Here is a 24,218-nt window from a genome sequence, read left to right as displayed (position 1 = left end):
GTGGGGCGGCCGATTGCCGGCCGTCATACCCGTAATACCTCCGAGCCAGTCCGGAAGGCGGCTCCGCGGCGGGATGCGCGCCGGTGGGAGCGGTGCGTAGCTTCGGTGCCGGGGCCGGGTCGGGCATCGACCCGCCCGGACGGCGGAGGTACGGCGTGCCTAGGGTTGATCTTGTGCGGGAGGGCAGCGGGGGCCGATTCGGAGCGGCACTGGGCACACTGATCCGCACGCTCCGTGACGACCTGTGGACGGCGCGGCCCGATCCGCTGCCGCCCGGGTGGCGCGACTGGCAACCGGCGATGGTGCTGCTGGTCGCCTTCGCGGTGTTCCCGACCGGGATCCTCGGCATCAACCAGGCGATCTGGCAGTACGGCCTGGGTCAGGGGCCCGGCGTGGTACTGGGCGCGATTCCGCCGCTGGCGGTGGTGTACGCGGTGCGGCGGCCACTGCCCGCCTGGTGGGCGGTGACGGTGACGGTGGTCCTGGTCGCGGTGCTCGCGAAGCCGCACGGGCCGCAGATGTACCCGTGGACCGGCAGCGGCCTCGCGCTGCACGCCGCGGCGTTGTTCATCCTGGCGCTGCGGATGCGTCCGCGGATCGCGGCCGAGGCGCTGGGGATCAGCGTCCTGGTGGGCGCGGTGTGCACGGTCGCCGCGGCGCCGGTGCACAATCCCGATCTGTACCAGGCCACGCTGATCTTCTGCGTCACGGTGCTGGTCGGCGCGGCGCTGCGCGCGCGGGGGGTGGCCCGGAACCAGTTGCTGGCGCAGACCGAACTCACCGCCGAGGAACGGGCCAGGCGCACCCTTCTGGAGGAACGCACCCGGATCGCCCGCGAGTTGCACGACGTGGTCGCCCATCACATGTCGGTGATCTCGATCCAGGCGCAGGTCGCGCCGCATCTGGTGGCCGAGCCGTCCGAGGCGTTGCGGGAGAACCTGATCGGCATCCGGGCGAACGCGGTGGACGCGCTCGCCGAACTGCGCCGGGTGCTGGGCGTTTTGCGCTCTGAGGACGACCTGTCGAGCGCGATGCGGCACGTCCCGCAGCCGACCCTGGACCGGCTGGACGAGTTGGTCGACAACGTGCGCGGCGCCGGCCTCGACGTGGAAACCCGGATCACCGGCGAGCGCCGGGCGTTGTCGCCGGGGGTCGAGTTGTCCGCGTTTCGGATCGTGCAGGAGGCGCTCAGCAACGTGCTGCGGCACGCACCCGGGGCGGCGATCCGGGTGGAGGTGGGGTATCAGGCCACGGGGTTGGCGCTGCGGGTGGCCAATACGGCGCCGCCGGCGGCGGAGGGCGTGGCCGAGGCCGCCGGGGCGGGGACAGCGGGTGGCGGGCACGGGTTGCTCGGCATGCGGGAGCGGGTGGCCATGCTGGGGGGCGAGTTCGCCGACGGGCCCATTCCCGGCGGCGGTTACGAGGTGGTGGCGCGGCTGCCGCTGGGGAGCGGTTCGTGAGGGGGAACGGTTCGTGACCGTGCGGGTGTTGATCGCCGACGACCAGGTGATGGTCCGGCAGGGGTTCACCGTGCTGCTGAACGCCGAGCCCGACATCGAGGTGGTCGGCCAGGCGGTGGACGGCCTCGACGCGGTCGCGATGGTCGCCGAACTGGCTCCCGACGTGGTGCTGATGGACATCCGGATGCCGCGCCTGGGCGGCATCGAGGCCACCCGCCGGATCACCGGCACCGCCGACGGCGCGGCCAAGGTCCTCGTACTGACCACCTTCGACCTGGACGAGTACGTGTACGAGGCGCTGCGCGCGGGCGCGTCGGGCTTCCTCCTCAAGGACGCCTCGGCCGAGGAACTGGCCAACGCGGTACGGGTGGTGGCCGCCGGCGACGCCCTGCTGGCGCCCAACCTCACCAAACGCCTGATCGGCGAGTACGCCCGCCTGGCCGGCGCCCCGAGGATTCCCGTCAAGGGCCGGCTCGGCGACCTGACCGAACGCGAGACCGAGGTCCTGTCCCTGATCGCCCAGGGCCTGTCCAACGCCGAGATCGCCGCCGGCCTGGTGGTGGCGGAACAGACGGTGAAAACCCACGTGGGCCGGATCCTCGTCAAGTTGTCCCTGCGCGATCGCACCCAGGCGGCGGTGTACGCCTACGAATCCGGCCTGATCCGCCCGACGGGATACTGAGCCGCGGCACGGGCGCGGTCGGGCGCCGTCGGGCCCGGCCGGGCGCGCGGCGCAGGCACGGTGCGGTGTCGGTCGGGTCGGTTAGCGTGTCGCCGCGAACCGCCAGCCATGGGAGACACGATGCCCCCGCCGCCCCGCCGACTGCCCGGCATCGCGCTGCCCCGCAGGCCGCCCGCCGCACCCCCGGCGCCCCGCCCCGCGCCGCCCGCCAATCCGGCCGACGCGGCCTGGTCCGCGCTCCGGGCCCACATGGCGAGCATGGCCCGCGAGACGAAGGCCCCACACGAGGAAACGGCGGCCCGCGCCCCGGCCCCTCTCCCGAGGCCAGCTCCCGGTAGGCACCCCAAGCCCGCCCTCGCGACGGTCGTGGTCCGCTCGCGTCCCGGCGACGCCGACGGGCCGGCCCGAGTGCTCCGGGACGCGGACCGGGTGGTGTTGCAGGAGGCCGCCGAGCACTGGGGCGAGGTGGTCTCCGGCACCGGCGGGGCGGATAGGGAGGCGGCCGAGCGGGCGATCCGGGCGGTGTATCGGGCCGCCGGGACGGCGGAGCCCGAGCGGGTGGTCTGGTACGACTCGCCCCTCACCGCGGCGGTCGCGGCGGCGGTGGCCTCCGGTACGTGCCGGCCGGCGGACCTGGCCGCCACGCGGTTGTCGGTGAAGGTGCCCGGCAGGCCCGGTCGGCCCGTCCAGGAAAGGTTGTGGAGCGGGCCGTGGCAGGCCGCCAAGGCAGAGGCAAGCGCGGCGCTCGGCGCGTCCGGTTGGCAACTCGCTTGGAACGAGGGCGCGTCGCGGTTGTGGGAGCCCACCCGCGAGTTGACCGAGCGGATCCGCGAGGCCGTACACGCCGGCGTCGGCGCGACGGACCCCTCGGTACGCACCCCCACCAGGCGCGTCGCCTCCGTCCCGGGCCGATGGGACGTCGCCGACAAGGTCCGCGCGACCACGTACAGCGCCCTCGGCGGCCAGTTCGACGGGGCCTGGCTGGCGGTGTTCGACGGACTGCGGAGGTGTTTCCCCGAGTTCGACTTCCCCGTCGTGGCCGAACTGGGCGAGGTGGCCCGCCACGTCGGCTGGTGGTGGCCCTACGAGCGGATCGCCCTCGTCAGCGAACGGCCCATCGTCATGCACCGCGACGACCACTCCCGGCTGCACCACGGCGACGGCCCCGCGCTCACCTACGCCGACGGCTTCGCGCTGCACGCGTGGCGCGGGATGCCCGTACCGGCCGACTTCGTCGGTGGCCTGGGTCCCGGTGGCAGCCGGCTGACCGCACGGGCCATCCGGAGCGAACACAACGCCGAACTGCGCCGGGTGATGCTGGAGATCTACGGCTACGACCGCTACCTGCGCGAGGTGGGCGCGCAGCCGCTCGATCGGGACGAGACCGGCGTGTTGTGGGAGATCGACCTCGACGACGACGAGCCGATCGTGATGGTCGAGGTGCTCAACTCCACCCCCGAGCCCGACGGCAGCGTCCGCACCTACTGGTTGCGGGTGCCGCCGGACACCGAGACCGCCCGCGAGGGCGTGGCCTGGACGTTCGGCCTGAGCCCGGACGACTACCGCCCGCTGCGCGAGACCTGACGGCCGGCCGGCCTCAGTGCGGGATCGCCTGCCTGGGCCGGGTCGACGGCAACTCGTCGCGGAACTCCGCTATGCGCGACGCGACCTCCCAGATGTTGCGGGTGCTCTCCAAACGGTCGAGGTAGAGCGAGCGTTCGGCCAAACCGACCAGGTCGACGGTGAAGTACACGCTCATCAGCGGATTGATGAACAGCTCGCTGTTCCCGGTGCGTTCGGTGAAGTGCGCGTCGCCGAACCGGCCGGTCAGCGCGGCGCCCACCGAACCCTGCACGATGCTCGGGCGGCGCGGGGTGACCCGATTCGCATAGGCCACCGCGTCCAGGAACAGCGTGCCCTCCCGCGATTCGCGCGGGATGGACAGCGCGCCGAGATAGTGGCCCGACCGGCTCAGCGCCGCCAGGTTCTCCAACACCTGCGCGTGGCAGATCCCGTGGTAGGCGTCGATCCCGAACCCGAGCGAGGCCACCAGCCGGACCGGTACGTCCACCCCGGCCACCGCCGCCAGGCTGGTCATGTCCTCCTCCGGCGTACCGAGGGACGCCTCGTCGCCGCGCATCAGGATGTCGGTCCCGCCGTCGACCAACACGATCGCGTCGATGTCCAAGTCGTGGACCAGGCGCCGGTACAGCGCCCGCAGCGGCTTCGCCCCCGTCATCGCGAAGGCGTAGACCGTGTCCGGAAAGCCGTTGCGCGACAACCACATCGCCAGCGCCCGCTCCGGGAAGTAGTCGTCGTTCCCGGGGGTATCCGCTCGCACCGCCGCCAGGCCCGGCATCACCCGTACCGAGGACGGCAGGTGATCCACCGTCACGAACGACAGATTGGCGAAGTGCACCCGCTTGCCCAGATCCGTCAACGCGATGCCGAGCGGCAGCCCGGCGAACACGTCGAATCCACCGCCCGCCCCGGCGATCAGCACCGAGCGGGCATCGCGGAGGCGGGCGAAGAGCGGAGGTTCGGCAAGTGTGAACACGGCCGGACCGTACCAAGGTGATCACCACAAAGGTCAACACATTTGAGCCATACCGCAAGGGTCCCCGGGTGCCCCCGACCGGACGCGGATGTGCTCGGGGCCGAGACTCGGCGCGCGAGGCTCGCCGCCGCGCCGGCCGCTATCGCGTCGGTCGTACCGGGACGGCGGAGGAGCGAAAGCCGCACTCGCCGCACTGGAACAGGTCCGGACCCTCCGCGTGCCAGTCGTGCGGCGTGGCGTCCCAGTGTTCGAAGGAGTTCTTCCAATCCTTCCGGGGCGGCCTGCTCTTTCGCGGAGGATCGTATTCCTGCGCCATGATCGCGCCTCCCTTCGAAGGTTCCGGTCCGTGTCGATATCTACCCACACGGAGCGTATCCGACCTCGGTCAGGGGGTGAGGGCGGCCATCCGCAATTCCACGACCAGCGTGTTGATCGCCGCCCGGTCCGGCCGGTCGGGGAGCACCGAGGCCACGGCGTCGAGGCCGGCCTTCTCGTGTTCGAAGCGCGCGGCGAACGCGGGCGGGTCCTCGACGGCCAGCCGGCCCGCGGCGAACAGGTCCTCGCGCTGCGCTCCGACATCAAGGATCAACTCGCCGGTGGCGAGCAGGCGTTGGGCCTGGATCAGCAGGCGCAGACAGTGTCGGCCGTGCTTGGCGGTACGTCGGGCGGTGTCCGCGGAGAAGCCGTCCTTGCCCGCCTCGTGCCGTCCGAGCAGGCGTTTGGCCTGCTGGAGCGCATAACCGCCGTAAGCCGACCGGACGTACTCCGTGGACAGAAACTTCCCGCGCAGGGCCCGGAGTCGGCGACCGGCCTCGGTCTCGACCCGATACTCCGGAAGCCACAACAGCTCGGTCACCGTCGGGTTGCACTTGAGCGCGAGCGAGCAGTACTTGCCCAGTTCGTGCATCGTCACGTCGGGCTTGGTGGTCACCCGCGAGCGGCCGGCCGCCGCCGCGCCGTCCAAGCCCAGCACCTCCCGCGAATCCGCGAGGAAGACGCCGAGCAGGTCCTCGTCGGAGGTCTCGGTGGCCAACCCGTAGGCGGTCGACCCGACCACCCCCATCAACAACGTACGCATCCCGCCGACCTCGCTTCCCCGTGACCGTCCCCCCGAGCCCGCAGTATCCGACACCGCGCACCCGATGCGAATCCCGTTTTCCGGCCCGGCCGACTCACCGGCGTCGGCCGTCACGCCGCGAAGAAGTTTCGAGGAGCCGCACACATGATCTTGCCAGATACCCCCAGGGGGTATAACTTCATCTTCGTGGCCGGTACCGCCGGCCGCCGACGAAGAAACCGAACCTCGAACAGCACGCACATCGCTCAGGGAGACCGTCATGACCGTCCACGCCCACCACGCAGCCGCCCCCGCCACCCCCGAGGGTCTCCAGGTCTCCCGCGACGGCTACACCCTGGTCCCCGTCGCCGCGCCCGCCGGCACCTTCGCGTTCCGGATCGACGGCCCCGACGGCACCCCGGTGCGCGAGTACGTCCCGCAGCACGACAAGGACCTGCACCTGATCGTGGTGCGCCGCGACCTGAGCGGCTTCCGGCACGTACACCCGGTCCTCGGCGAGGACGGCGTCTGGACCCAGGAGCTGACCCTCGACGAGGCCGGCACGTACCGGGTCTTCACCGACTTCGCCCCGGCCGCCACCGGCACCCCGCTGACCCTCGGCGTCGACATCCACGTCGCGGGCGACTTCCGGCCCGTGCCGCTGCCCGCCCCGGCCGCGACCGCCGAGGTCGACGGCTACACGGTCACCCTCGCCGGCGAACCCGCGGCCGGACAGGGCGCGCACATCACCCTCTCCGTGGCCCGGGACGGCGTGCCCGTCACCGACCTGGAGCCCTATCTGGCCGCGTTCGGCCACCTGGTCGTGCTGCGCGACGGCGATCTCGCCTACCTGCACGTGCACCCCGGCGGCGCGCCCGGCGACGGAGTCACCCCGGCCGGTCCGGAGATCGTGTTCCACACCGAACTGCCCAGCGTCGGCACGTACCGGTTCTTCCTCGACTTCCAACACGGCGGCGTGGTCCGCACCGCCGAGTTCACCGTCGAGGCGGGCAAGCCCGCACCGCACGCCCACTCGCCGGAGCAGGCCGCCGACCCGCACGCGGGGCACCACGGGCACCACGGCTGATCGCACCCGCCGGCGCGCCCCCGATCGGGGTCGCGTCGGCGTCGTTGTGCGCCGACCGATCCGGGTACGGCGCCGGCGTCCGCGACTCCCCCGCAGCGCTCGGGCCTTCCATAGCCAAGTGACCGGCCGTTAACATCCGGAAGCTGCCTTCGCGTCGACAGGCGAGGAGTCGAGGTCGTGCCCGTTCTGCGTTCCCGTCTCGATCCCCGGTCCGACACCTACCGGGCCAACCGCACCGCACAACTGGCCGCCCTCGCGGCGCTGCACGAGCAACTGGACCTGGCCCGGGCCGGCGGCGGCGAACGCTACGTCGAACGACATCGGGCCCGCGGACGCCTGACCGCCCGTCAGCGCATCGAGCTGCTGCTCGACCGGGACGCGCCCTTCCTGGAGTTGTCCTCCCTGGCCGCGTGGGGCACCGACTTCACCGTCGGCGCCGGCGTGGTCACCGGCATCGGTCCGGTCTCCGGCGTGGAGTGTGTGCTGATCGCCAACGATCCGACGGTGCGCGGCGGTTCGGTCAATCCGTACTCCCTGCGCAAGAACCTGCGCGCGCTGGAGATCGCCCGCCGCAACCGACTCCCCGTGGTCAACCTGGTCGAGTCCGGGGGTGCCGATCTGCCGACCCAGGCCGAGCTGTTCGTGCCCGGCGGCCGGGTCTTCCACGACCTGACCGAGCTGTCCGCGCTCGGGATCCCCACCATCGCCCTCGTGTTCGGCAACTCGACCGCCGGCGGCGCGTACATCCCGGGCCTGTGCGACCACGCGGTCCTGGTGGCCGGCCAGGCCAAGGTCTTTCTCGGCGGGCCGCCGCTGGTCCGGATGGCCACCGGCGAGGAGGCGGACGACGAGGAGTTGGGCGGCGCCGCGATGCACGCGCGCGTGTCCGGACTCGCCGACCACTACGCCGTCGACGAGTACGACTGCCTGCGGATCGGGCGGCGCATCGTGGCCGACCTGAACTGGCGCAAACACGGCCCGGGTCCGAGCCGACCGCCCGACGAGCCGCTGTACGACATCGACGAGGTGCTCGGCCTGGTCCCGACGGACCTGCGCGTCCCGTTCGATCCGCGCGAGGTGCTTGCCCGGGTGGTGGACGGGTCGCGGTTCGACGAGTACAAGTCCGAGCACGGCACCAGCCTGGTCACCGGCTGGGCCTCGGTGCACGGCTTCCCGGTCGGGGTGCTGGCCAACGCGCGCGGGGTGCTGTTCGGCGAGGAGTCCAGGAAGGCCGCCGAGTTCATCCAACTCGCCAACCGCTCGCACACCCCGCTGCTGTTCCTCCAGAACACCACCGGCTACATGGTCGGCACCGCGTACGAACAGGGCGGCATCGTCAAGGACGGCGCCAAGATGATCAACGCGGTGACCAACTCCACCGTCCCGCACCTCACCCTCAACATCGGCGCGTCCTTCGGCGCGGGCAACTACGGGATGTCCGGGCGTGCCTTCGATCCCCGCCTGCTGTTCGCGTGGCCGACCGCCAAACTCGCGGTGATGGGCGCGGCGCAACTGGCGGGCGTGTTGTCCATCGTCGGCCGCCAGGCCGCCGCCGCTCGTGGGATCGCCTTCGACGAGGACGTGGACGAACTGCGGCGCGCCGCGATCGAGGCACAGATCGAGCGCGAATCGCACGCCTTCTTCGTCACCGCGCGGCTGTACGACGACGGGGTGATCGACCCCCGCGACACCCGCACCGTGCTCGGCATCGCGCTGTCCGCGGCACATTCGGCCCCGGTCGCGGGTACCGCCGGCTACGGGGTCTTCCGCATGTAGGCCCGACCTCCGCCGGGGCCCGCACCCGCCCTCGCGACCACCCCACCGGCCACCCGCACACCGAGGGGATCGTATGCCGCTCATCCGCAGGCTGTTGATCGCCAACCGCGGCGAGATCGCGGTCCGGATCGCCCGCACCGCACACGCGATGGGGATCGACACCGTGGCCGTGTACGCCGATCCCGACGCCGACTCCCCCCACGTCGCGGCGGCGGACGAGGCGGTCCGGCTGCCGGGCGCGACGGCCGCGGACACCTACCTGCGCGGCGACCTGCTGATCGAGGCGGCCCGCACCACCGGCGCCGACACGATCCACCCCGGCTACGGATTCCTGTCCGAAAACGCCGACTTCGCCCGCCGAACGGCCGAGGCGGGGCTGCTCTTCGTCGGTCCGACTCCCGAGACCATCGCCGCGATGGGCGACAAACTCGCCGCGAAGGACCTCCTCGGCCGCGCCGGCGTCCCGGTCCTGCCGGGCGGCGTCGTGGATCCCGAATCCGCTCCCGAATCCGTGGACGAACTGGCCGACCGCATCGGCTTCCCCCTCCTCGTCAAGGCCGCGTTCGGCGGCGGCGGTCGGGGCATGCGCGTGGTCCGCGCCCCGGGCGACCTGCCCGCCGCCGTCGCCGCCGCCCGTCGCGAGGCCGCCGCCGCGTTCGGCGACGACACCGTGTTCCTGGAGCAACTGGTCGTAGATCCAAGGCACATCGAGGTACAGATCCTCGGCGACACGCACGGTCGGGTAATCGCCCTGTTCGAGCGGGACTGCTCGATCCAGCGCCGACACCAGAAGCTGATCGAGGAAAGCCCCGCACCGGGCATCGACCCCGGATTGCGCGCCGAGTTGTGCGCGGCGGCGGTCACCGCCGGTCGCGCGATCGGCTATCTCGGCGCGGGCACCGTCGAGTTCGTCCTCGACCACGCCGGCGCCTTCCACCTCCTGGAGGTGAACACCAGACTCCAGGTCGAGCACCCGGTCACCGAACTGACCACGGGCCTGGATCTGGTCCGCCTGCAACTCCTGGTGGCCCAGGGCCACGCACTGCCCGCACAGGCGCACTCCGCCGGGCACGCGATCGAGGCCCGGCTGTACGCGGAGGACCCGGTCCGGGACTACGCCCCCTCGGTCGGCACCCTGCACCGGTTCGAACTCGCCGAGTCCGCGCGGGACGGAATCCGAGTGGACGCCGGGGTGGTGACGGGCAGTCGGATCGGCGCGCACTACGACGCGCTCCTGGCCAAGGTGATCGCGTACGCGCCGACCCGCGAGGAGGCGTGCCGAAGACTCGCCCGCGCGTTGGCCCGAGCCCGGGTTCACGGCGTACGCACCAACCGCGATCTGCTCGTCGGCGTGCTGCGCTCGGCCGAGTTCACCGCCGGCGCCGTGGACACCGGCTTCCTGGATCGGCATGCCGCCGCCGACCTGTGTGCCGCCGACCCCTCGGCGACGCGCGTGCACGCCGCCGCCGCCGCGCTCGCCGGACAGGCCGAACGCCGGTCCCGGGCAGGCGTGTTGACGAGCATCCCGAGCGGCTGGCGCAATGTCCGCGACGCCGACCAGCAGGTGACCTACACATCCGACCCGGACACCCGGACCACCGTGTCCTACCGCCTCCCGGACCACGTCGCGATCGACGGAAAACCCCTGCCGGGCCTGGTGATCCACGCCGCGCACGCCGATCGGGTCGACCTGACCGCCGACGGCGTCCGCCGCACCGTGCACGTACACCGGGTCGGCGACACGGTGTACGTGGACAGTCCCCTCGGCGCGAGCGTGCTGACCGAACTCCCGCGCCTGCCCGAGCCGGTGCCGGCCGAGACCGAACCGGCCGGGTCACTGCTCGCACCGATGCCCGGCACGGTGGTGCGGATCGCGGTCACCGAGGGCCAACGGGTGGCGGCCGGGCAGCTCGTCCTGGCCGTGGAGGCGATGAAGATGGAGCACGAGGTGACCGCCCCGTACCCGGGCGTGGTGTCCCACCTGCCGGTCGGCGCGGGCGAAGCGGTGGATACCGGAGCGGTATTGGCGGTTGTCCGCGCCGCGGATGGCGAGGAGGCGGGGCTCACCACGAAGCCGGCCGACCCACCCGCCGACCCATCGACCGGATCCCCGGAGGAGGCGGTCGGATGAGCCGGACCGACAGCCGCCCCATCCGGATCGCCAACTGCTCCGGCTTCTACGGCGATCGCCTCTCCGCCGCGCACGAGATGGTCGAGGACGGCCCGATCGACGTGCTCACCGGCGACTACCTGGCCGAGCTGACCATGTCCATCCTGTGGAAGGCCCGCGCCAAGGACCCGGGCGCCGGCTACGCCCGCACCTTCGTGACCCAGCTCGAACAGGTCATGGGCACGTGCCTGGACCGGGGCATCCGGGTGGTCTCCAATGCGGGCGGCCTCAACCCCGCCGGCCTGGCCGAGCGACTGCACGTGAGCGCGCAACGCCTCGGCCTGGCCCCGAAAATCGCGTACATCACCGGCGACGACGTACTGGACCGGATCGACGCCGGCCCGCGCACCGTAACGGCCAACGCCTACCTCGGCGGCTGGGGCATCGCCGAGGCGCTGGCCGAGGGCGCCGACATCGTGGTCTGCCCCCGCGTGACCGACGCGTCCCTGGTGGTCGGCCCAGCCGCGTGGTGGCACGGTTGGCGACGCACCGACCACGACCGCATCGCCGGCGCGATCGTCGCGGGCCACGTGATCGAGTGCGGCCCACAGGCCACCGGCGGCAACTACCCCTTCCTCGGCGAAGCCCCCCGACGGCAACGCCCCGGCCGCACCGCCGACTTCGCCCTCGACACCCGCCGCCCCGGCTTCCCGATCGCCGAGGTGGCCGCCGACGGCTCGTCGGTGATCACCAAACACCTCGGCACCGGCGGCACCGTCTCGGTCGGCACGGTCACCGCCCAACTCCTGTACGAGATCGGCGGCCCCGCCTACGCCAACCCCGACGCGGTGGCCTGCTTCGACACCATCCGGATCGGCCAGGCCGGCCCCGACCGGGTCCGGATCCAGGGCGTCCGGGGCCTGCCGCCGCCGCCCACCCTCAAGGTCGGCGTCAACGAACTCGGCGGCTACCGCAACACCATGACGATGGTGCTCACCGGCCTGGACATCGAGGCCAAGGCCGCACACGCCGAGCACATGTTGTTCGACGCGCTCGGCGGCCGGGACCGCTTCGCCGAGGTGGACGTGCGGCTGATCCGCTACGACCGCCCCGACGCGCCGACCAACGAGCAGGCCGGCGCGCACCTGCGGATCACCGTCAAGGACCCGGACCCGACCAGGGTCGGCCGCGCCTTCTCCCGCGCGGTCGTCGAACTGGCCCTGGCCGGCTACCCCGGCTTCCACACCACTACACCGCCCACAGCCGAGACCGCCTACGCCGTCTTCCGCGCCGCGTGGATCCCCGCGAGCGAGGTCGCGCACACCGTGGTGCTCCCCGACGGCGCCGTCCGCCCGATCCCGCCGCCGGAGTTGACCGCCGCGCTGCCACACGGCTTCCCGGATCCCATACCTCCCCCACGCCCCGCCCCGCCGGTTCGGCCCGCCCGCCCGCCGACCCCCACCCGCCGAGCCCCCCTCGGCCTGGTCTGCGGCGCCCGCTCCGGCGACAAGGGCGGCGACGCCAACCTCGGCCTGTGGACGCGCGACGACGCGTCGTATCGCTGGCTGCGCGTACATCTGACCGTCGGTCGGCTGCGCGAGCTGCTGCCGGAGGCGGCCGACCTGCCGATCGAACGCCACGTGTTCGACAACCTGCGCGCGGTGAACTTCGTGATCACCGGCCTGCTCGGCGAGGGCGTCGGCTCCTCCACCCGCCCGGATCCGCAGGCCAAGGGCCTGGGCGAGTACGTGCGGTCCCGCCACACCGACATCCCCACGACGCTGCTGGACGGGTGATCCATGCGCTTTGCCGAAACTCACGACGAATCCCGCGACGAAGGCTTCGACCCGAGCATCGACGAGAGCGACGAACACCGGGCCCTGCGCGCCGCCGTGGGCGCCATCACCGACGGATTCGGCCCCGGCTACTTCGCCGAGCACAGCCGCGAGCGCCGCCCCACCACCGAGCTGTGGCGGGAGCTGGGCCGGCACGGCTACATCGGTGTCAACCTGCCCGAGGAGTACGGCGGCGGCGGTGGTGGCCTGGTCGAGCTGACCATCGTCTGCGAGGAGGTCGCCGCGCACGGCTGCCCGCTGCTGCTGCTCCTGGTGTCCGGGGCGATCGCCGGCGAGGTGCTGACCCGCTTCGGCACCGCCGGGCAACAGGCCGCGTGGTTGCCGGGCCTGGCCGCCGGCACCCGCAAGATCGTGTTCGCGATCACCGAGCCGGAAGCCGGTTCCAACACCCATCGACTGTCCACCACGGCCCGCCGCGACGGTGACGGTTGGTTGCTGCGTGGCACCAAGCAGTTCATCTCCGGAGTCGACGAGGCCGACGCGGTACTCGTGGTGGCCCGCACCGGCACGGACCCGGGATCCGGGCACGGCCGGCTCTCGCTGTTCCTGGTCGACACCGACGACCCGAGGCTGACCGCGACCCCACTGGCGATCGAAGGGGCGGCCCCGGAACGCCAGTTCACCCTCTTCTTCGACGACGTACCGCTGTCCGCCGACCGGCTGATCGGCACCGAGGGCGACGGGCTGCGCCAGGTCTTCCACGGCCTCAACCCCGAGCGGGTGACCGGGGCGGCACTGGGCGTGGGCATCGCGAGATACGCCCTCGCCCGCGCGGCCGACTACGCCCGGACCCGCGAGGTGTGGGATCGCCCGATCGGCACCCATCAGGCGATCGCCCACCCGCTCGCCCAGGCCGCCATCGAGGTCGAGTTGGCCGCGCTGATGACCTACCGCGCGGCCCGGTTGCACGACGCGGGCGAGGCGCGGGTCAAGGCCGCCGGGGAGGCCGCCAACATGGCCAAGTACGCCGCCGCCGAGGCGGCCGTACACGCCGTCGACGCGGCGATCCAGACCCACGGCGGCAACGGGATGAGCCGCGACTACGGGCTGATCCCCCTGTGGGCGATGGCCCGTACGTTGCGGATCGCGCCGGTGAGCCGGGAGATGATCCTCAATCATGTGGCGCGGCACACACTGGGATTGCCACGTTCGTACTGATCCCCGATCGGCGGCCGGAGGAGTCGGGGCACTTGCGTGCGACTTGTGAATGACTCGGCACGGGACCCGGGATCGACGCGCCGGCACCACGTCGGGCACAAAATAGACAGAGGCTGCACCGCTCCCGGCGCGACCGTGCGGGGCGTCGTCCGGGACCGGCGCCATCGGTCGGGCTCGGCGGAGAAGGCAGTGGGAGCGTTGGATCAAGTGCTGGCGGGACGGCCCTTTTGGGACGTGGACATCACGAGTGTGTGGTTCGTCATAGGCATGGCGGTCGCCACCGCCGGTACCGCCTTCGCCACCGTCTGGTTCTGGAACCGCCCGACGCTGCAGCGCACCCGCCGGATCTGCACGCTGTTGTTCACCCAGCTCATGGTGACCTTCACCATCCTGGCCGCGGTCAACGCGCAGATGTACTTCTACTCGACGCTGTCGGACCTGATGCACATCGCCGACGGGCCGTCCGTACCGGACGTGTCGGTGTCCACGGTGAAGGTCAAGCACCTCGATCCCAAGCCGGCTGTGCCGTTCTCCGACGACGACGGCAAGGGCCTGCCGTTCATGGTCACCAAACCCCCGCTGACCGACCAGCCGCGCCCGCCGCATCCGCCGCGGCGCGGCGCCGACCCCAAGCACGGCGTGCTGGTCAACACCAGCATCCAGGGCCCGCGCACCGGCTACAAACTGAACACCTTCGTCTACCTGCCGGCCGCCTACTTCACCCCGGACAACGCCCGGACCCGCTTCCCGGTGATCCAGCTCACCTCGGGCTTCCCCGGCACCCCGGACACCTGGCTGCGCCGGATGAAGGTGCACCAGATGCTGGCCGGCCTGATGGAGTCGGGGCGGATGCCGCCGGCGATCGTGGTGATCGCGGCGCAGAACCCGATCGAGGGCCGCGACAGCGAGTGTGTGGACGCGCCCGGCGGCGCCCGCGCCGACACCTACCTCGGCCAGGACGTGCCCGACGCGATAACGGCCAACTTCCGCACCGCGCCCGCGCCGGCGGGCTGGGGGCTGCTCGGCTACTCGACCGGCGGCTTCTGCTCGGCGAACCTGGCCCTGCGCCACCCCGACCGCTACACCGCGGCGGCCAGCCTGTCCGGCTACTTCAAGGCGATCACCGACATGACCACGGGCGATCTGTACAGGGGCGACGAGGGGCTGCGCCGGGCCAACAGCCCGCAGTACACGATCGACAACCCTCGGCGGGCACCGGTGCGCATGTATCTGTTCGCGGCCAAGGGCGAGGGCAAGACGGTGCGCGAGGCCCGGGAGTTCGCCCGCAAGTTCCGGCCCACGGACACGGTGAAGGTACAGATCGAATCGTCCGGCGGGCACAACTTCGGCACCTGGGCCAGGGGGCTGCCCGCCGCGTTCGAGTGGCTGGGGCGCGAACTCGCGGCGGCCACCGCACAGCAGGGCGAGGTACGCGGACCGGCCTTCACGGGCGGACGTCCGCTGCACTGAGCGGTGGCCGCCGGTCCTTCAACGCGGCTGCGTACGGTGCGAGACTTCTGCGGCGCCATCCGAACGGAAGCTCAGCAGCCCGTCGCCCGCCCGGGCGGTGGACCGCCGCACCGAGACAAGGATCGCCCATGCACCCCGGTGTCATCGCCGCCGCGCGCCCCAACCGCCCCGCCGTGATCCTGGCCGGCTCGTCCAGCCGGCCGAAGGCGCCGTGCCCGGAACGGAGTTGGCCGAGGAACCGATCGCGTACTGCCGCGCCCGACTGGCCCACTTCAAGTGCCCGCGCTCCGTCGACTTCCGTCCCACCCTCCCGCGCCACCCGACCGGGAAGCTGTACAAACGTCTGCTGGTCGAGGAGTACGAGCGCTCGTGAGGGAACACCGGTAGGTTGTGCGGCCCAAGGCCCCCGTGCCTGCGAATCCAATGAATCCCCTGGGGGATCGCGCACGTCATGACCATGCCGTTCCAGAACGAGACACAGCTGATCATCCGGCAGAACTTCCGCCCGATCGTGAACCAATACGTGGTGCACCTGGTCGGCCCGGACGGCAAGCACGGACCGGTGATCGCCTTCGCACAGCAAAAGCGCGGCAAGCTCAAGGAAGAGGTGATCCTCTACACGGACGACACCAAGACCACCGAACTCGCCCGGTTCAAGGCGCGCCAGATACTCGACATCCGGTCCCAGCACGACGTGACCGGTGTCGAGGGCAGCAACCTCGGCATGTTCGCCAAGGACTTCAAGAAGTCGCTGCTGCGTTCCACGTGGCATCTGGAGCGTCCGGACGCTCCCCGGGCGACGGGGCAGGAGCGCAGCCTCTTCGGGGCGATCTTGCGCCGCCTGTGGGGTCTCATACCGGTGGTCGGGGACTGGCTGCCGGCTCCGACCTACCACTTCGACTTCGTCGACGAGGGCGGCCGGCCGGTGCTGACCGTCGAGCGGCAGATGAAGCTGCGCGACCAGTACCTGGTCTCGCTCCCCGACCCGACGATGGACCGCCGACTGGCGATCTGCGTCGCGGTGGCCATGGACGCCATCCAGAACCGCTGAATCGTTCCGTCGCCGGCCGGGTCCCCCAGCGACCCGGCCGGCGACGGGCCGGTCGTGCCGGGTCGGCCGCGTGCGCTCAGTCCTCGTCCGGCACCAGGACGGGCGTGTCCCGCTTGAGCACCTCGCCCCGGAAGAACGCCGGGCTCTCGATCCGGCGGATCTCCATCAGCACCACGCCCAGCACCAGCAGGCCCACGCCGATGATGAACACGCTGCCCACGCCCAGGACCCGGTTGCCGTCGCCGTAGTTCGGGTCGGCCACGTCGACCAGCGTCTTGACGAAGATCGCGCCCAGCATCAGTCCGCCCAGGGCCGGCATGACGCCCTTGACCATCGCTTCGCGCACGCTGCGGGAAAGGTCCTTGCGGAAGTACCACACGCAGGAGAACGCGGTCAGCGAGTAGTAGAAGCAGATCATCAGGCCGAGCGCGTAGATCGTGTCGGTGAGCACGTTCTCCGACAGAATCGTCATGACCGTGTAGAACGCGCCGGTGGCGACACCCGCGGTGATGGTGGCGAACCCCGGTGTCCTGTACCGGGGATGCACCCGCGAGAACACCTTCGGCACCGCCTGGTAGGTGCTCATCGACAGCAGTGTGCGGGCGACCGGGATGAAGGTGGTCTGGAGGCTGGCCACCGAACTGGCCAAAACCGCGACGAACATCAGCACGCCGAGCCCCGAACCCATCACCGGATCGGCCAGTTTCGCGAAGATGTTGTCGTCCTCGTCGTTGTTCAGGCCCAGTCCCGTGGTCCCGGTGCCCGCGTACATCAGCGTGGCGACGCCCGTCGTCAGGTAGGCCACCACGATGCACAACACCGAGATGATCGCGGCCCGACCCGGCACCTTGGGCCCGCCGGCGGTCTCCTCGTTGATGCTCAGGGCGGTGTCCCAACCCCAATACATGAAGATCGACAACGACAGGCCCGCGGTCAGCGCGGCAAAGCTGCCGATGCTGAACGGGTTGAACCAGTCGAAGGAGAACGGGATCGAGGTGGGCACGTCGCCCGCGCCGGCCTTGCCGATGGCCATCACGACGAACAGGGCGAGCACCGCGAGTTGGAGCGCGACGAGCACGTATTGGACCCGCTTGGTCACCGTCATCCCGCGGTAGCTGATCGCGGTGGCGATGGCGATGAAGGCCAGACAGGTGGGCACGTGGACGAGCTTGTTGTCGTCCAGGTCGCGGATCCGGTCGCTGTCGAACGCCTCGCCGAGCGCGAGGTAGAAGAACGACGTACCGATGCCGGCCAGGTTGGACAGCACGATGATGGTGGCCATCACCAGGCCCCAGCCGCACATCCAACCCACGCGCGGGCCGAACGCCTTGACCGTCCAGGTGAAGGACGTGCCCGCGTCCGGAACGGCCTTGCTGAGTTCGCGGTACGCGAAGGCGACGAGCAACATCGGCACGAAGCCGACCAGGAAGATCGCGGGCATGTGGGTGCCGACCTGGTTGACCGTGGGCCCGAGCGCGCCGGTGAGCGTGTACACCGGCGCCACCGTGGAGATGGCGACGACCACGCTGCCCAGCAGGCCGATGGAATTTCTGCTCAGCCCCTTGTCCTGGAGATCGGACTCCGGCAGGTAGTGCGACTCCCCTACCAGGTGGTGCTGGTGCTTATCGCCCCTTTGGCGCACGTGCTCATGACTCACAAGTGAACAGACTAAGTCAGGATGAAACGACTTTTGACCAAAGGGGTCGGGAACCGTCGCACGAGTCTTTCATGTCACTTGTTGGGGCTTTCGGGGGGAGCTGTCGGGCGGTGCCGGCGGGCGGTGTCACCGAGCATCCCGGCCAGCAGTTCGGCGATTCCGGTGCGGATGTCGGCGCGGGAGGGCGGTGTGGCCCAACCCGAGCCGGCGATCGCGTCGAACATCACCCCCTCGCACCACGCGACCAGGAATCGGCCGTGCCGCGCGGGTTCGGGCGAGCCGAGCGCGGCCACCATCGCGACGGCCGCCTCCCGGAACGCGACCCCGGCGCTGTCGTACATCCCGCGCAACTCGGGGCGCCGGGTCGCCTCCAGGGCCAGTTCGTAGCGGGCGATCTTCTGCGCGCGCCCTTCACGGATGGCCTCGCTCACGATCGTGGCGGCCATGTCGGCGACCCCGTCCACGTCGCGCGGCAGCGCGGGCGGCAGGTCGCCGGCGGCCAGCGCGGGGGCGAACTCCCCCGCCTCCAGGACGGTCATCCGGGCCAACGCCACCTCCAAGAGCGCGACGCGCGTGCGCGCGTAGTAGGAGGTGGACCCGGCCGGCAGCCCGGCGGCCTCGTCGACGGCCCGATGGGTCAGCCCGCGCATGCCGCGCTCGACGAGCAGGCGGATCGCGGTGTCGCCGATCAGCAGGAGGCGGTCGGGGCGGTCGGGGCTGCGCTTGGCGGTGGTCACGGGGGCAGCCTAGCGATTTCGCTACAGCTGTAGAGATCAGCCCGCTACAGGTGTAGAGATTCGGGCCACTACAGGTGTAGAGTCCTGGCCATGCCCTCTACACCTGTAGTGGGCACCAGGCAGTCGACACCGTCGACACCCACCGACATCGGGGGAAACCATGTCCGTCACCAAGCCCGAAGCGATCGTCGTCGGCGCCGGCCCCGGCGGGCTCGCCGCCGCCACCGCGCTGCACCGGAAGGGGTGGTCCGTGGTGGTCCTGGAGCGCTCCGCCACGCTGGAGCCGATCGGCGCCGCGATCGCGATCGCGCCGAACGGGCTGCGCGCCCTGGACACCATCGACGCGGGTGTGCCGCTGCGCGCGTCGGCCGCGATCCGGGGCGCCGCGACGTTGCGCCGGCCGGACGGGCGGGTGCTCTCTCCGACCAGCGGGGAGGCGTTCACCGCGCGGTTCGGCGAGCCGATGGTGCTCGCGGCGCGGGCCGAGTTGATGCGGGTGCTGCTCGCGGGGCTGCCGGCCGACGCGCTGCGGACCGGAACGACCGTGCTCACGGTGACCCCGGGGGACGCGGATCGGCGCGCGACGGTGACCACCGCGGACGAGACGCTGACCGCCGACCTGGTGGTCGCCGCCGACGGGATCCGGTCGCCGATCCGGCAGGCGGTGTTCCCCGAGCACCCAGGTCCGCGCTACGCCGGGTTCACCACGTGGCGGGCGATCGTCCCGGCCATGGACATCACGCCGGGCGAGACCTGGGGACGCGGACTGGTCTTCGGGGCGATGCCGCTGGCCGACGGGCGGGTGTACTGGTACGCGACGGCGAACCGGCCGGCCGGCACCACGCATGGCGACGCGGCCGGGGAACGGGCCGAACTGCTGCGGTTGTACCGGGACTTCCACGCGCCCGTCGGCGACCTGATCGCCGCCGCGCCGGCCGAGCGCATCCTGCATCTGGACGTGCACGAGATGGCCACACCGCTGCCGGCCCACCACCGGGGGCGGGTCGTGCTGATCGGCGACGCCGCGCACGCGATGACGCCGAACCTGGGCCAGGGCGGCAACCAGGCACTGGAGGACGCGATCGAGCTGGCCGACGTGCTCTCCGAGGTGACCGCGGCCGGGGTGGTCGACGCGCTGCCGGGATACAGCCGGCGCCGGGTGGCCCGTACCTCGGCGGTGGTCCGCAAGTCGCGTCGGATCGGGGCGATGGCGCAGTGGCACGGGCGCGGCGCGGTCGCGGTGCGCGACACGCTCCTGCGGGTGGCCGGCCGGGTCGCGCCGGACGCGGCGTTGCGTCCGCTGGACCCGGTGCTCGCCTGGCGTCCGCCGACGGGGGCCGGCGCGTCGACCCGGGCCGAGGTCTGATCCGGGCCGGGCGGCCCGAGTGCGGTACCGATGTGGGTTCCGCCTTCGGGGCATGCGTCGTACATTCCGTACCGGCCGGTAGGGGCAGCTCGACGGAGGGGGCACGGTGACCATCGATCCGCAGCTGGTGGAGTTGTTGGGGGTCCTGCCGGACGACCTGTTCGTGGGGGACGCGGCGACCGCGCGGGCCGGCATCGACGCCGGGGTCGCATTGCTGCCGGTACTGACCGAGTTGGCGCGGGTCGAGGATCGCACCGTCCCCGGCGCCGTCGACGCGCGGCCGGCGCGGGTATACCGGCCGTCGGAGGAACCCGGGCTGCCGGTGACCCTGTTCTTCCACGGCGGCGGGTTCGTGATCGGCGGCCTGGACAGCCACGACGCGTTGGCCCGGCGGATCGCCCGGCACGCGAACTGCGTGGTGGTGTCCCTGGATTACCGGCTCGCCCCCGAATTCCCCTTCCCCGCCGCGACCGAGGACGCGTTCGCCGCGTACCGGTGGCTGCTGGATCACGCCGGCGAACTGGGCGCCGATCCCACCCGGATCGCCCTCGCCGGGGACAGCGCGGGTGCCACGCTGTCCGCGACCGTGTGCCTGATGGCACGCGAACACGGGCTTGCGCAACCGGCGTTGCAGATGCTGTGGTATCCGACAACCGGCGTCGAGGGCACCGCGTCGCAGGTCGAGAACGCCGACGCGCCGCTGCTCACCGCGGCCTCGATCGCGTGGTTCCTCGGCCACTACTTCGGCGGCCGGAAACCGGCCGACCTCGGTCCGTACGCCCGGATCGGCACCATCGAGGACCTGTCCGGCCTGGCTCCCGCGCATGTGGTGATCGCGGGTCACGATCCGCTGCGCGACGAAGGCGCCGACTACGCCGAGCGGTTGCGCGCGGCGGGCAACGCCGTCGAGTGCGAGTCGTTCGACGACATGGTGCACGGGTTCATGAGTTTCGTGGACCTGGTCCCGCGCTGCGAGGAATGCGCGACGGGCTCGTTCGCCGCGCTGCACCGGGCGTTGCACCCCTGACCGGGCGCCGGCGCGGGCGCCTGCGGCGGGTGGCGCCCGGTCGCGCCGCTCAGCGGGACGGCAGGATCAGCAGTTCGTCCGTGCCGGGTCGGCGCAGCACCTCGACCGGGTGGCCGTACAGGTCGGAGAGCACCGGCGCGGTGCACACCTCGTCCGGCACACCGCACGCGACCAGCCGTCCGCCCGCGAGCAGCGCGATCCGGTCCGCGTAGGCGGCGGCGAGGTTGAGGTCGTGCAGCACGATCACCACCGCGTCGCCGAGCCGGGCCCGGGTGCGGGCCAGGCGCAGGACGTCCTCGGTGTGCCTGAGGTCGAGCGCGGCGGTGGGTTCGTCGAGGAACAGCACGGGCGCACCCTGCGCCAGCACCCGGGCCAGCGAGACCCGGGCCCGCTCGCCGCCGGACAGCGACGGGTAGGTCCGGTCGGCCAGGTGCGCCACGTCGGTCTGCGCCAGGCAGCGGGCCACGATCGTGTCCTCGGACTCCTCGCTCGGCAGCCCCGCGTGCGGCGCGCGGCCCATCCGGACCACCTCGTCCACGGTGAACGGGAAGGACAGCGTCACGCTCTGCGGCAACACCCCTCGGCGCAGCGCCAGTTCCCGCTGCGCGTAGTCGGGCACCGGACGGCCGGCGATGCGCACCGTGCCGTGGTGCGGGGTCAGGTCGCCGGTGAGCAGGCCGAGCAGGGTGGACTTGCCGGCGCCGTTGGGTCCCAGGACCGCGACGATCTCGCCGTGGCGCACGGTCAGCGAGACGCCGTCGACCAGGTTGCGGCCGCCGATGGCGAAGGTGACGTCCTCGGCCTCGACGCCGACCGTGCCGATCTCGGGGGTGCTCCGGTCGATCGCCGACCGGCTCCGGGCGAGCAGCCTCATCAGGCCCAACCTCCTTGCCGGGAACGGGTCCGGCGCAACAACCACAGGAAGAACGGTGCGCCGATCAGCGCGGTGAGCACGCCGAGCGGGACCTCCTTGGGCATCGCGACGGTGCGCGCCGCCAGGTCGGCGGCGACGGTGACCAGCGCGCCCAGGACCGCGCTCGCGGGCAGCAGCAGTCGGTGTCGGGGGCCGGCGATCAGGCGGATGATGTGCGGTACGACCAGGCCGACGAAGGTGATCACGCCGGCCGCGGCGACGGCCGCGCCGACCAGGGTCGCGCTCAGCACGACCACCACGACGCGTACCCGTTCGGTGTCCACGCCCAGGTGCCGGGCGCCGCGTTCGCCGAGGGCCATGATGTCGAGCGCGCGGGCATACCGGGGCAGGATCAGCAGGCCGATCGCCGCGAAGGGGGCCAGCGCGCCGATGATCTTCCAGCTCGCGCCGCCGACGCTGCCCAGGTTCCAGAAGGTGATGCTGCGCAGTTCCGCGTCGTCGGCGACGAAGGTGAACAGGCCGATCGCGGCGCCCGCGAGGGCGTTGATCGCGATGCCCGTGAGCACCAGGGTGACCACTTCGGTGCGGCCGTCGGAGCGGGAGAGCAGGTAGACGAAGAGGGTGGTAAGCAGGCCGCCGATGAAGGCGAACGCGGTCACCGTCCAGGATCCGAAGGTGGACACGCCCAGCACGATCGCGCCGACCGCGCCGAGCGCCGCGCCGGAGGAGACCCCGATCACGCCGGGTTCGGCCAGCGGGTTGCCGAACACGCCCTGCATCGCGGCTCCGGCGCAGCCCAGGCAGGCGCCGACCATGATGCCGAGCACGATGCGCGGGAAGCGGATGTTCCAGAGCACGGCCTCGTTGGCCTCGGACACGTGGCCGACGTCCAGGCCCAGGTGGCGCAGCGCCGAGTAGAGCACCTGGTCGGAGGGGATCTCGAAGGCGCCCATGCCGGCCGAGACGATGCTCGTGGCCAGCAGGAGCAGTACGAGGGTGGGCATCAGCCAACGGCCGTGCCGGCGCGGCGCGGCCGGCACCGGGGCGGTGGGCGTGCCGAGTTCGACCACGGGCGGGGGTTGGTTCGGCTCGCCCGTGGGTTCTTGACGCTCCGTCACCGTGGCCACGGGCCCCCCTGGGTCTTCGCGTCGTGGGTCCTCGGGCGTCGGACGGGCGGGACGGGCCCGTCCGACGCCCGGGGGGCGTGGACCTCGGGTCGGCCCGCCCCGGCGCCGATCCGGCGGATCGGACCGGGCCTAGCCATGCAGGAGGTCGACGAGCTTGTTCAGCGCGACGCCCGCGGACGGGCCGCCGCCGCCCAGTTCCAGGTCGTCCATCGCGACGACCTTGCGGTTCTGGCCGGCCGGGGTCTGCGCCACGCCGGGCAGCTTGAGCACGCCGTCGATGCCGCCGACCGACTCGAGGCCCTTCTGGAAGACGAGGATGACGTCGGGCTTGGCCGCGACCATCGCTTCCGGGGTGAGCGCGGCGGACATCTGTACGCCCAGTTCGGTACCGGTGTCGATGCCGCCGGCGGCGCTGATCATGCTGTCGGGACCCAGGCCCTTGCCGCCGATCTGGTACAGGTTGGCCTGCCCGCGGATGTAGAGGAACGCCACACGCGGCTTGCCGGCGGCCTGTGCGCCCTTGGCCTTGGCGCCGGCGATCTCGCCGGCGGTGCGGTCGGCCAGCACCTTGCCCCTGTCGGGCACGCCGAGCGCGGTGGCGATGGTGGTGATCCGGGTGATCGCGTCCTCGGGCTTGCCGCTGTCCGGGACCAGCACGATCGGTACGCCGGCCGCCTTGAGCTGGTCGACCGCGCTGCGCGGGCCGACCGAGGCGCTGCCGATCGCGACGGTGGGCCGTTGGGCGAGGATGCCCTCCGGGCTGAGGCTGCGCGAATTGCCGAAGGTGGGCTTGCCCTTGCTCTCCGGCAGGACCGCGCCGGAGGTGTCCACGCCGACCACGTTCGAGGCCAGGCCGAGGGCGTAGACGGTCTGCGCGATGTCGCCGCCGAGCGGCACGATGCGGCTCGCGTCCTTGACGGTGACCCTGCCCATCGTGGTGTCCACGGTGGCGGGCAGCGCGGCGGCGGCCTGGTCGCCCTTGGCGGTCTGGGCGTCGGACTTCTTGTCGTCGTCGCCGCACGCCGTGGCGAACGCGGTGATGGCGAGGACGGCCGCGGCCAACTTCAAGCTCGTTCGGCGCAGACGCATCCGGCGGCCTTTCGTGCACGGGGTGGGCCGACCCGGAGCCGGCGAAGTCAGGCAAGCCTTGCCTTCCTTCACCCGGC

At 71.9% G+C, this 24,218-nt stretch carries 21 protein-coding genes; 13 read left to right on the top strand and 8 right to left on the bottom strand.

Going from position 1 to position 24,218, the window contains the following annotated elements; all coding sequences use genetic code 11:
* Positions 1-155: 155 nt before the first annotated feature.
* The 3 genes from ACH4XV_RS01380 (at position 156) to ACH4XV_RS01370 (ending at position 3,726) form a co-directional block, all read left to right on the top strand.
* A complete protein-coding gene (locus tag ACH4XV_RS01380; protein ID WP_395785984.1) occupies positions 156-1,460 on the top strand; it encodes a sensor histidine kinase in 1,305 nt (434 codons plus the stop codon).
* 13 nt (positions 1,461-1,473) lie between these two features.
* Positions 1,474-2,142: a response regulator gene (locus tag ACH4XV_RS01375; RefSeq protein WP_395785982.1), complete on the top strand. Its 669-nt coding sequence runs from the start codon at positions 1,474-1,476 to the stop codon at positions 2,140-2,142.
* Between the two features lie 120 nt (positions 2,143-2,262).
* Positions 2,263-3,726, top strand: coding sequence for a DUF6745 domain-containing protein (locus tag ACH4XV_RS01370; RefSeq protein ID WP_395785980.1), 1,464 nt, complete (start codon positions 2,263-2,265; stop codon positions 3,724-3,726).
* Between the two features lie 13 nt (positions 3,727-3,739).
* On the opposite strand, the gene ACH4XV_RS01365 is transcribed toward ACH4XV_RS01370, so the two are convergent.
* The 3 genes from ACH4XV_RS01365 to ACH4XV_RS01355 form a co-directional block, all read right to left on the bottom strand.
* Positions 3,740-4,699, bottom strand: a complete 960-nt coding sequence (locus ACH4XV_RS01365) for a DUF1152 domain-containing protein (RefSeq protein ID WP_395785978.1) — start codon at positions 4,697-4,699, stop codon at positions 3,740-3,742.
* A gap of 139 nt (positions 4,700-4,838) precedes the next feature.
* On the bottom strand, positions 4,839-5,015 hold the full coding sequence (locus ACH4XV_RS01360; protein ID WP_395785976.1) for a hypothetical protein: 177 nt from the start codon (positions 5,013-5,015) through the stop codon (positions 4,839-4,841).
* Positions 5,016-5,084: 69 nt separating this feature from the next.
* A complete protein-coding gene (locus ACH4XV_RS01355; RefSeq protein ID WP_380038791.1) occupies positions 5,085-5,777 on the bottom strand; it encodes a DNA polymerase beta superfamily protein in 693 nt (230 codons plus the stop codon).
* A 259-nt stretch (positions 5,778-6,036) separates the two neighbouring features.
* Between ACH4XV_RS01355 and ACH4XV_RS01350 the strand changes: the two genes are divergently transcribed.
* The 8 genes from ACH4XV_RS01350 (at position 6,037) to ACH4XV_RS01315 (ending at position 16,264) form a co-directional block, all read left to right on the top strand.
* Positions 6,037-6,843, top strand: a complete 807-nt coding sequence (locus tag ACH4XV_RS01350; protein ID WP_395785974.1) for a hypothetical protein — start codon at positions 6,037-6,039, stop codon at positions 6,841-6,843.
* Between the two features lie 177 nt (positions 6,844-7,020).
* Positions 7,021-8,619 carry an acyl-CoA carboxylase subunit beta gene (locus ACH4XV_RS01345; protein ID WP_395785972.1) on the top strand — a complete coding sequence of 533 codons (1,599 nt, stop codon included), beginning with the start codon at positions 7,021-7,023 and terminating at the stop codon, positions 8,617-8,619.
* Between the two features lie 73 nt (positions 8,620-8,692).
* Positions 8,693-10,750 carry a biotin carboxylase N-terminal domain-containing protein gene (locus tag ACH4XV_RS01340; protein WP_395785970.1) on the top strand — a complete coding sequence of 686 codons (2,058 nt, stop codon included), beginning with the start codon at positions 8,693-8,695 and terminating at the stop codon, positions 10,748-10,750.
* On the top strand, positions 10,747-12,525 hold the full coding sequence (locus tag ACH4XV_RS01335; RefSeq protein ID WP_395785968.1) for an acyclic terpene utilization AtuA family protein: 1,779 nt from the start codon (positions 10,747-10,749) through the stop codon (positions 12,523-12,525). Before ACH4XV_RS01340 ends, ACH4XV_RS01335 begins: the two co-directional genes overlap by 4 nt.
* A 3-nt stretch (positions 12,526-12,528) precedes the next feature.
* Positions 12,529-13,743: an acyl-CoA dehydrogenase family protein gene (locus ACH4XV_RS01330; RefSeq protein WP_395785966.1), complete on the top strand. Its 1,215-nt coding sequence runs from the start codon at positions 12,529-12,531 to the stop codon at positions 13,741-13,743.
* Positions 13,744-13,977: 234 nt separating this feature from the next.
* Positions 13,978-15,213 (top strand): alpha/beta hydrolase, encoded by a 1,236-nt coding sequence (locus ACH4XV_RS01325; RefSeq protein WP_395785964.1) that lies wholly within the window; start codon positions 13,978-13,980, stop codon positions 15,211-15,213.
* Between the two features lie 211 nt (positions 15,214-15,424).
* Positions 15,425-15,586, top strand: coding sequence for a hypothetical protein (locus ACH4XV_RS01320; RefSeq protein ID WP_395785962.1), 162 nt, complete (start codon positions 15,425-15,427; stop codon positions 15,584-15,586).
* Positions 15,587-15,664: 78 nt separating this feature from the next.
* Positions 15,665-16,264, top strand: a complete 600-nt coding sequence (locus ACH4XV_RS01315; protein WP_395785960.1) for a hypothetical protein — start codon at positions 15,665-15,667, stop codon at positions 16,262-16,264.
* A 76-nt stretch (positions 16,265-16,340) separates the two neighbouring features.
* Here ACH4XV_RS01315 and ACH4XV_RS01310 read toward each other — a convergent pair whose 3' ends face one another.
* Both ACH4XV_RS01310 and ACH4XV_RS01305 read right to left on the bottom strand, forming a co-directional pair.
* Positions 16,341-17,873: an APC family permease gene (locus ACH4XV_RS01310; RefSeq protein WP_395787033.1), complete on the bottom strand. Its 1,533-nt coding sequence runs from the start codon at positions 17,871-17,873 to the stop codon at positions 16,341-16,343.
* Positions 17,874-17,995: 122 nt separating this feature from the next.
* Positions 17,996-18,658 (bottom strand): TetR/AcrR family transcriptional regulator, encoded by a 663-nt coding sequence (locus tag ACH4XV_RS01305; protein WP_395785958.1) that lies wholly within the window; start codon positions 18,656-18,658, stop codon positions 17,996-17,998.
* Between the two features lie 160 nt (positions 18,659-18,818).
* Between ACH4XV_RS01305 and ACH4XV_RS01300 the strand changes: the two genes are divergently transcribed.
* Both ACH4XV_RS01300 and ACH4XV_RS01295 read left to right on the top strand, forming a co-directional pair.
* Positions 18,819-20,024, top strand: a complete 1,206-nt coding sequence (locus ACH4XV_RS01300; protein ID WP_395785957.1) for an FAD-dependent monooxygenase — start codon at positions 18,819-18,821, stop codon at positions 20,022-20,024.
* Positions 20,025-20,130: 106 nt separating this feature from the next.
* Entirely contained in the window at positions 20,131-21,051 is a 921-nt protein-coding gene (locus tag ACH4XV_RS01295; RefSeq protein ID WP_395785955.1) for an alpha/beta hydrolase, read from the top strand.
* Between the two features lie 49 nt (positions 21,052-21,100).
* Here the strand turns inward: ACH4XV_RS01295 and ACH4XV_RS01290 are convergent, their stop codons facing one another.
* The 3 genes from ACH4XV_RS01290 to ACH4XV_RS01280 form a co-directional block, all read right to left on the bottom strand.
* Positions 21,101-21,925, bottom strand: a complete 825-nt coding sequence (locus ACH4XV_RS01290) for a heme ABC transporter ATP-binding protein (RefSeq protein WP_395785953.1) — start codon at positions 21,923-21,925, stop codon at positions 21,101-21,103.
* Positions 21,925-22,995, bottom strand: a complete 1,071-nt coding sequence (locus tag ACH4XV_RS01285; RefSeq protein WP_395787032.1) for a FecCD family ABC transporter permease — start codon at positions 22,993-22,995, stop codon at positions 21,925-21,927. Before ACH4XV_RS01285 ends, ACH4XV_RS01290 begins: the two co-directional genes overlap by 1 nt.
* A 186-nt stretch (positions 22,996-23,181) precedes the next feature.
* Positions 23,182-24,114 (bottom strand): hemin ABC transporter substrate-binding protein, encoded by a 933-nt coding sequence (locus ACH4XV_RS01280; protein ID WP_395785951.1) that lies wholly within the window; start codon positions 24,112-24,114, stop codon positions 23,182-23,184.
* Positions 24,115-24,218 lie beyond the last annotated feature (104 nt).

Origin of the sequence: Embleya sp. NPDC020630 (assembly GCF_044334985.1) — a bacterium.
In the GTDB taxonomy this organism is placed as follows: Bacteria; Actinomycetota; Actinomycetes; order Streptomycetales; family Streptomycetaceae; genus Embleya.
This window is presented reverse-complemented; position numbering and strand designations above follow the sequence as displayed.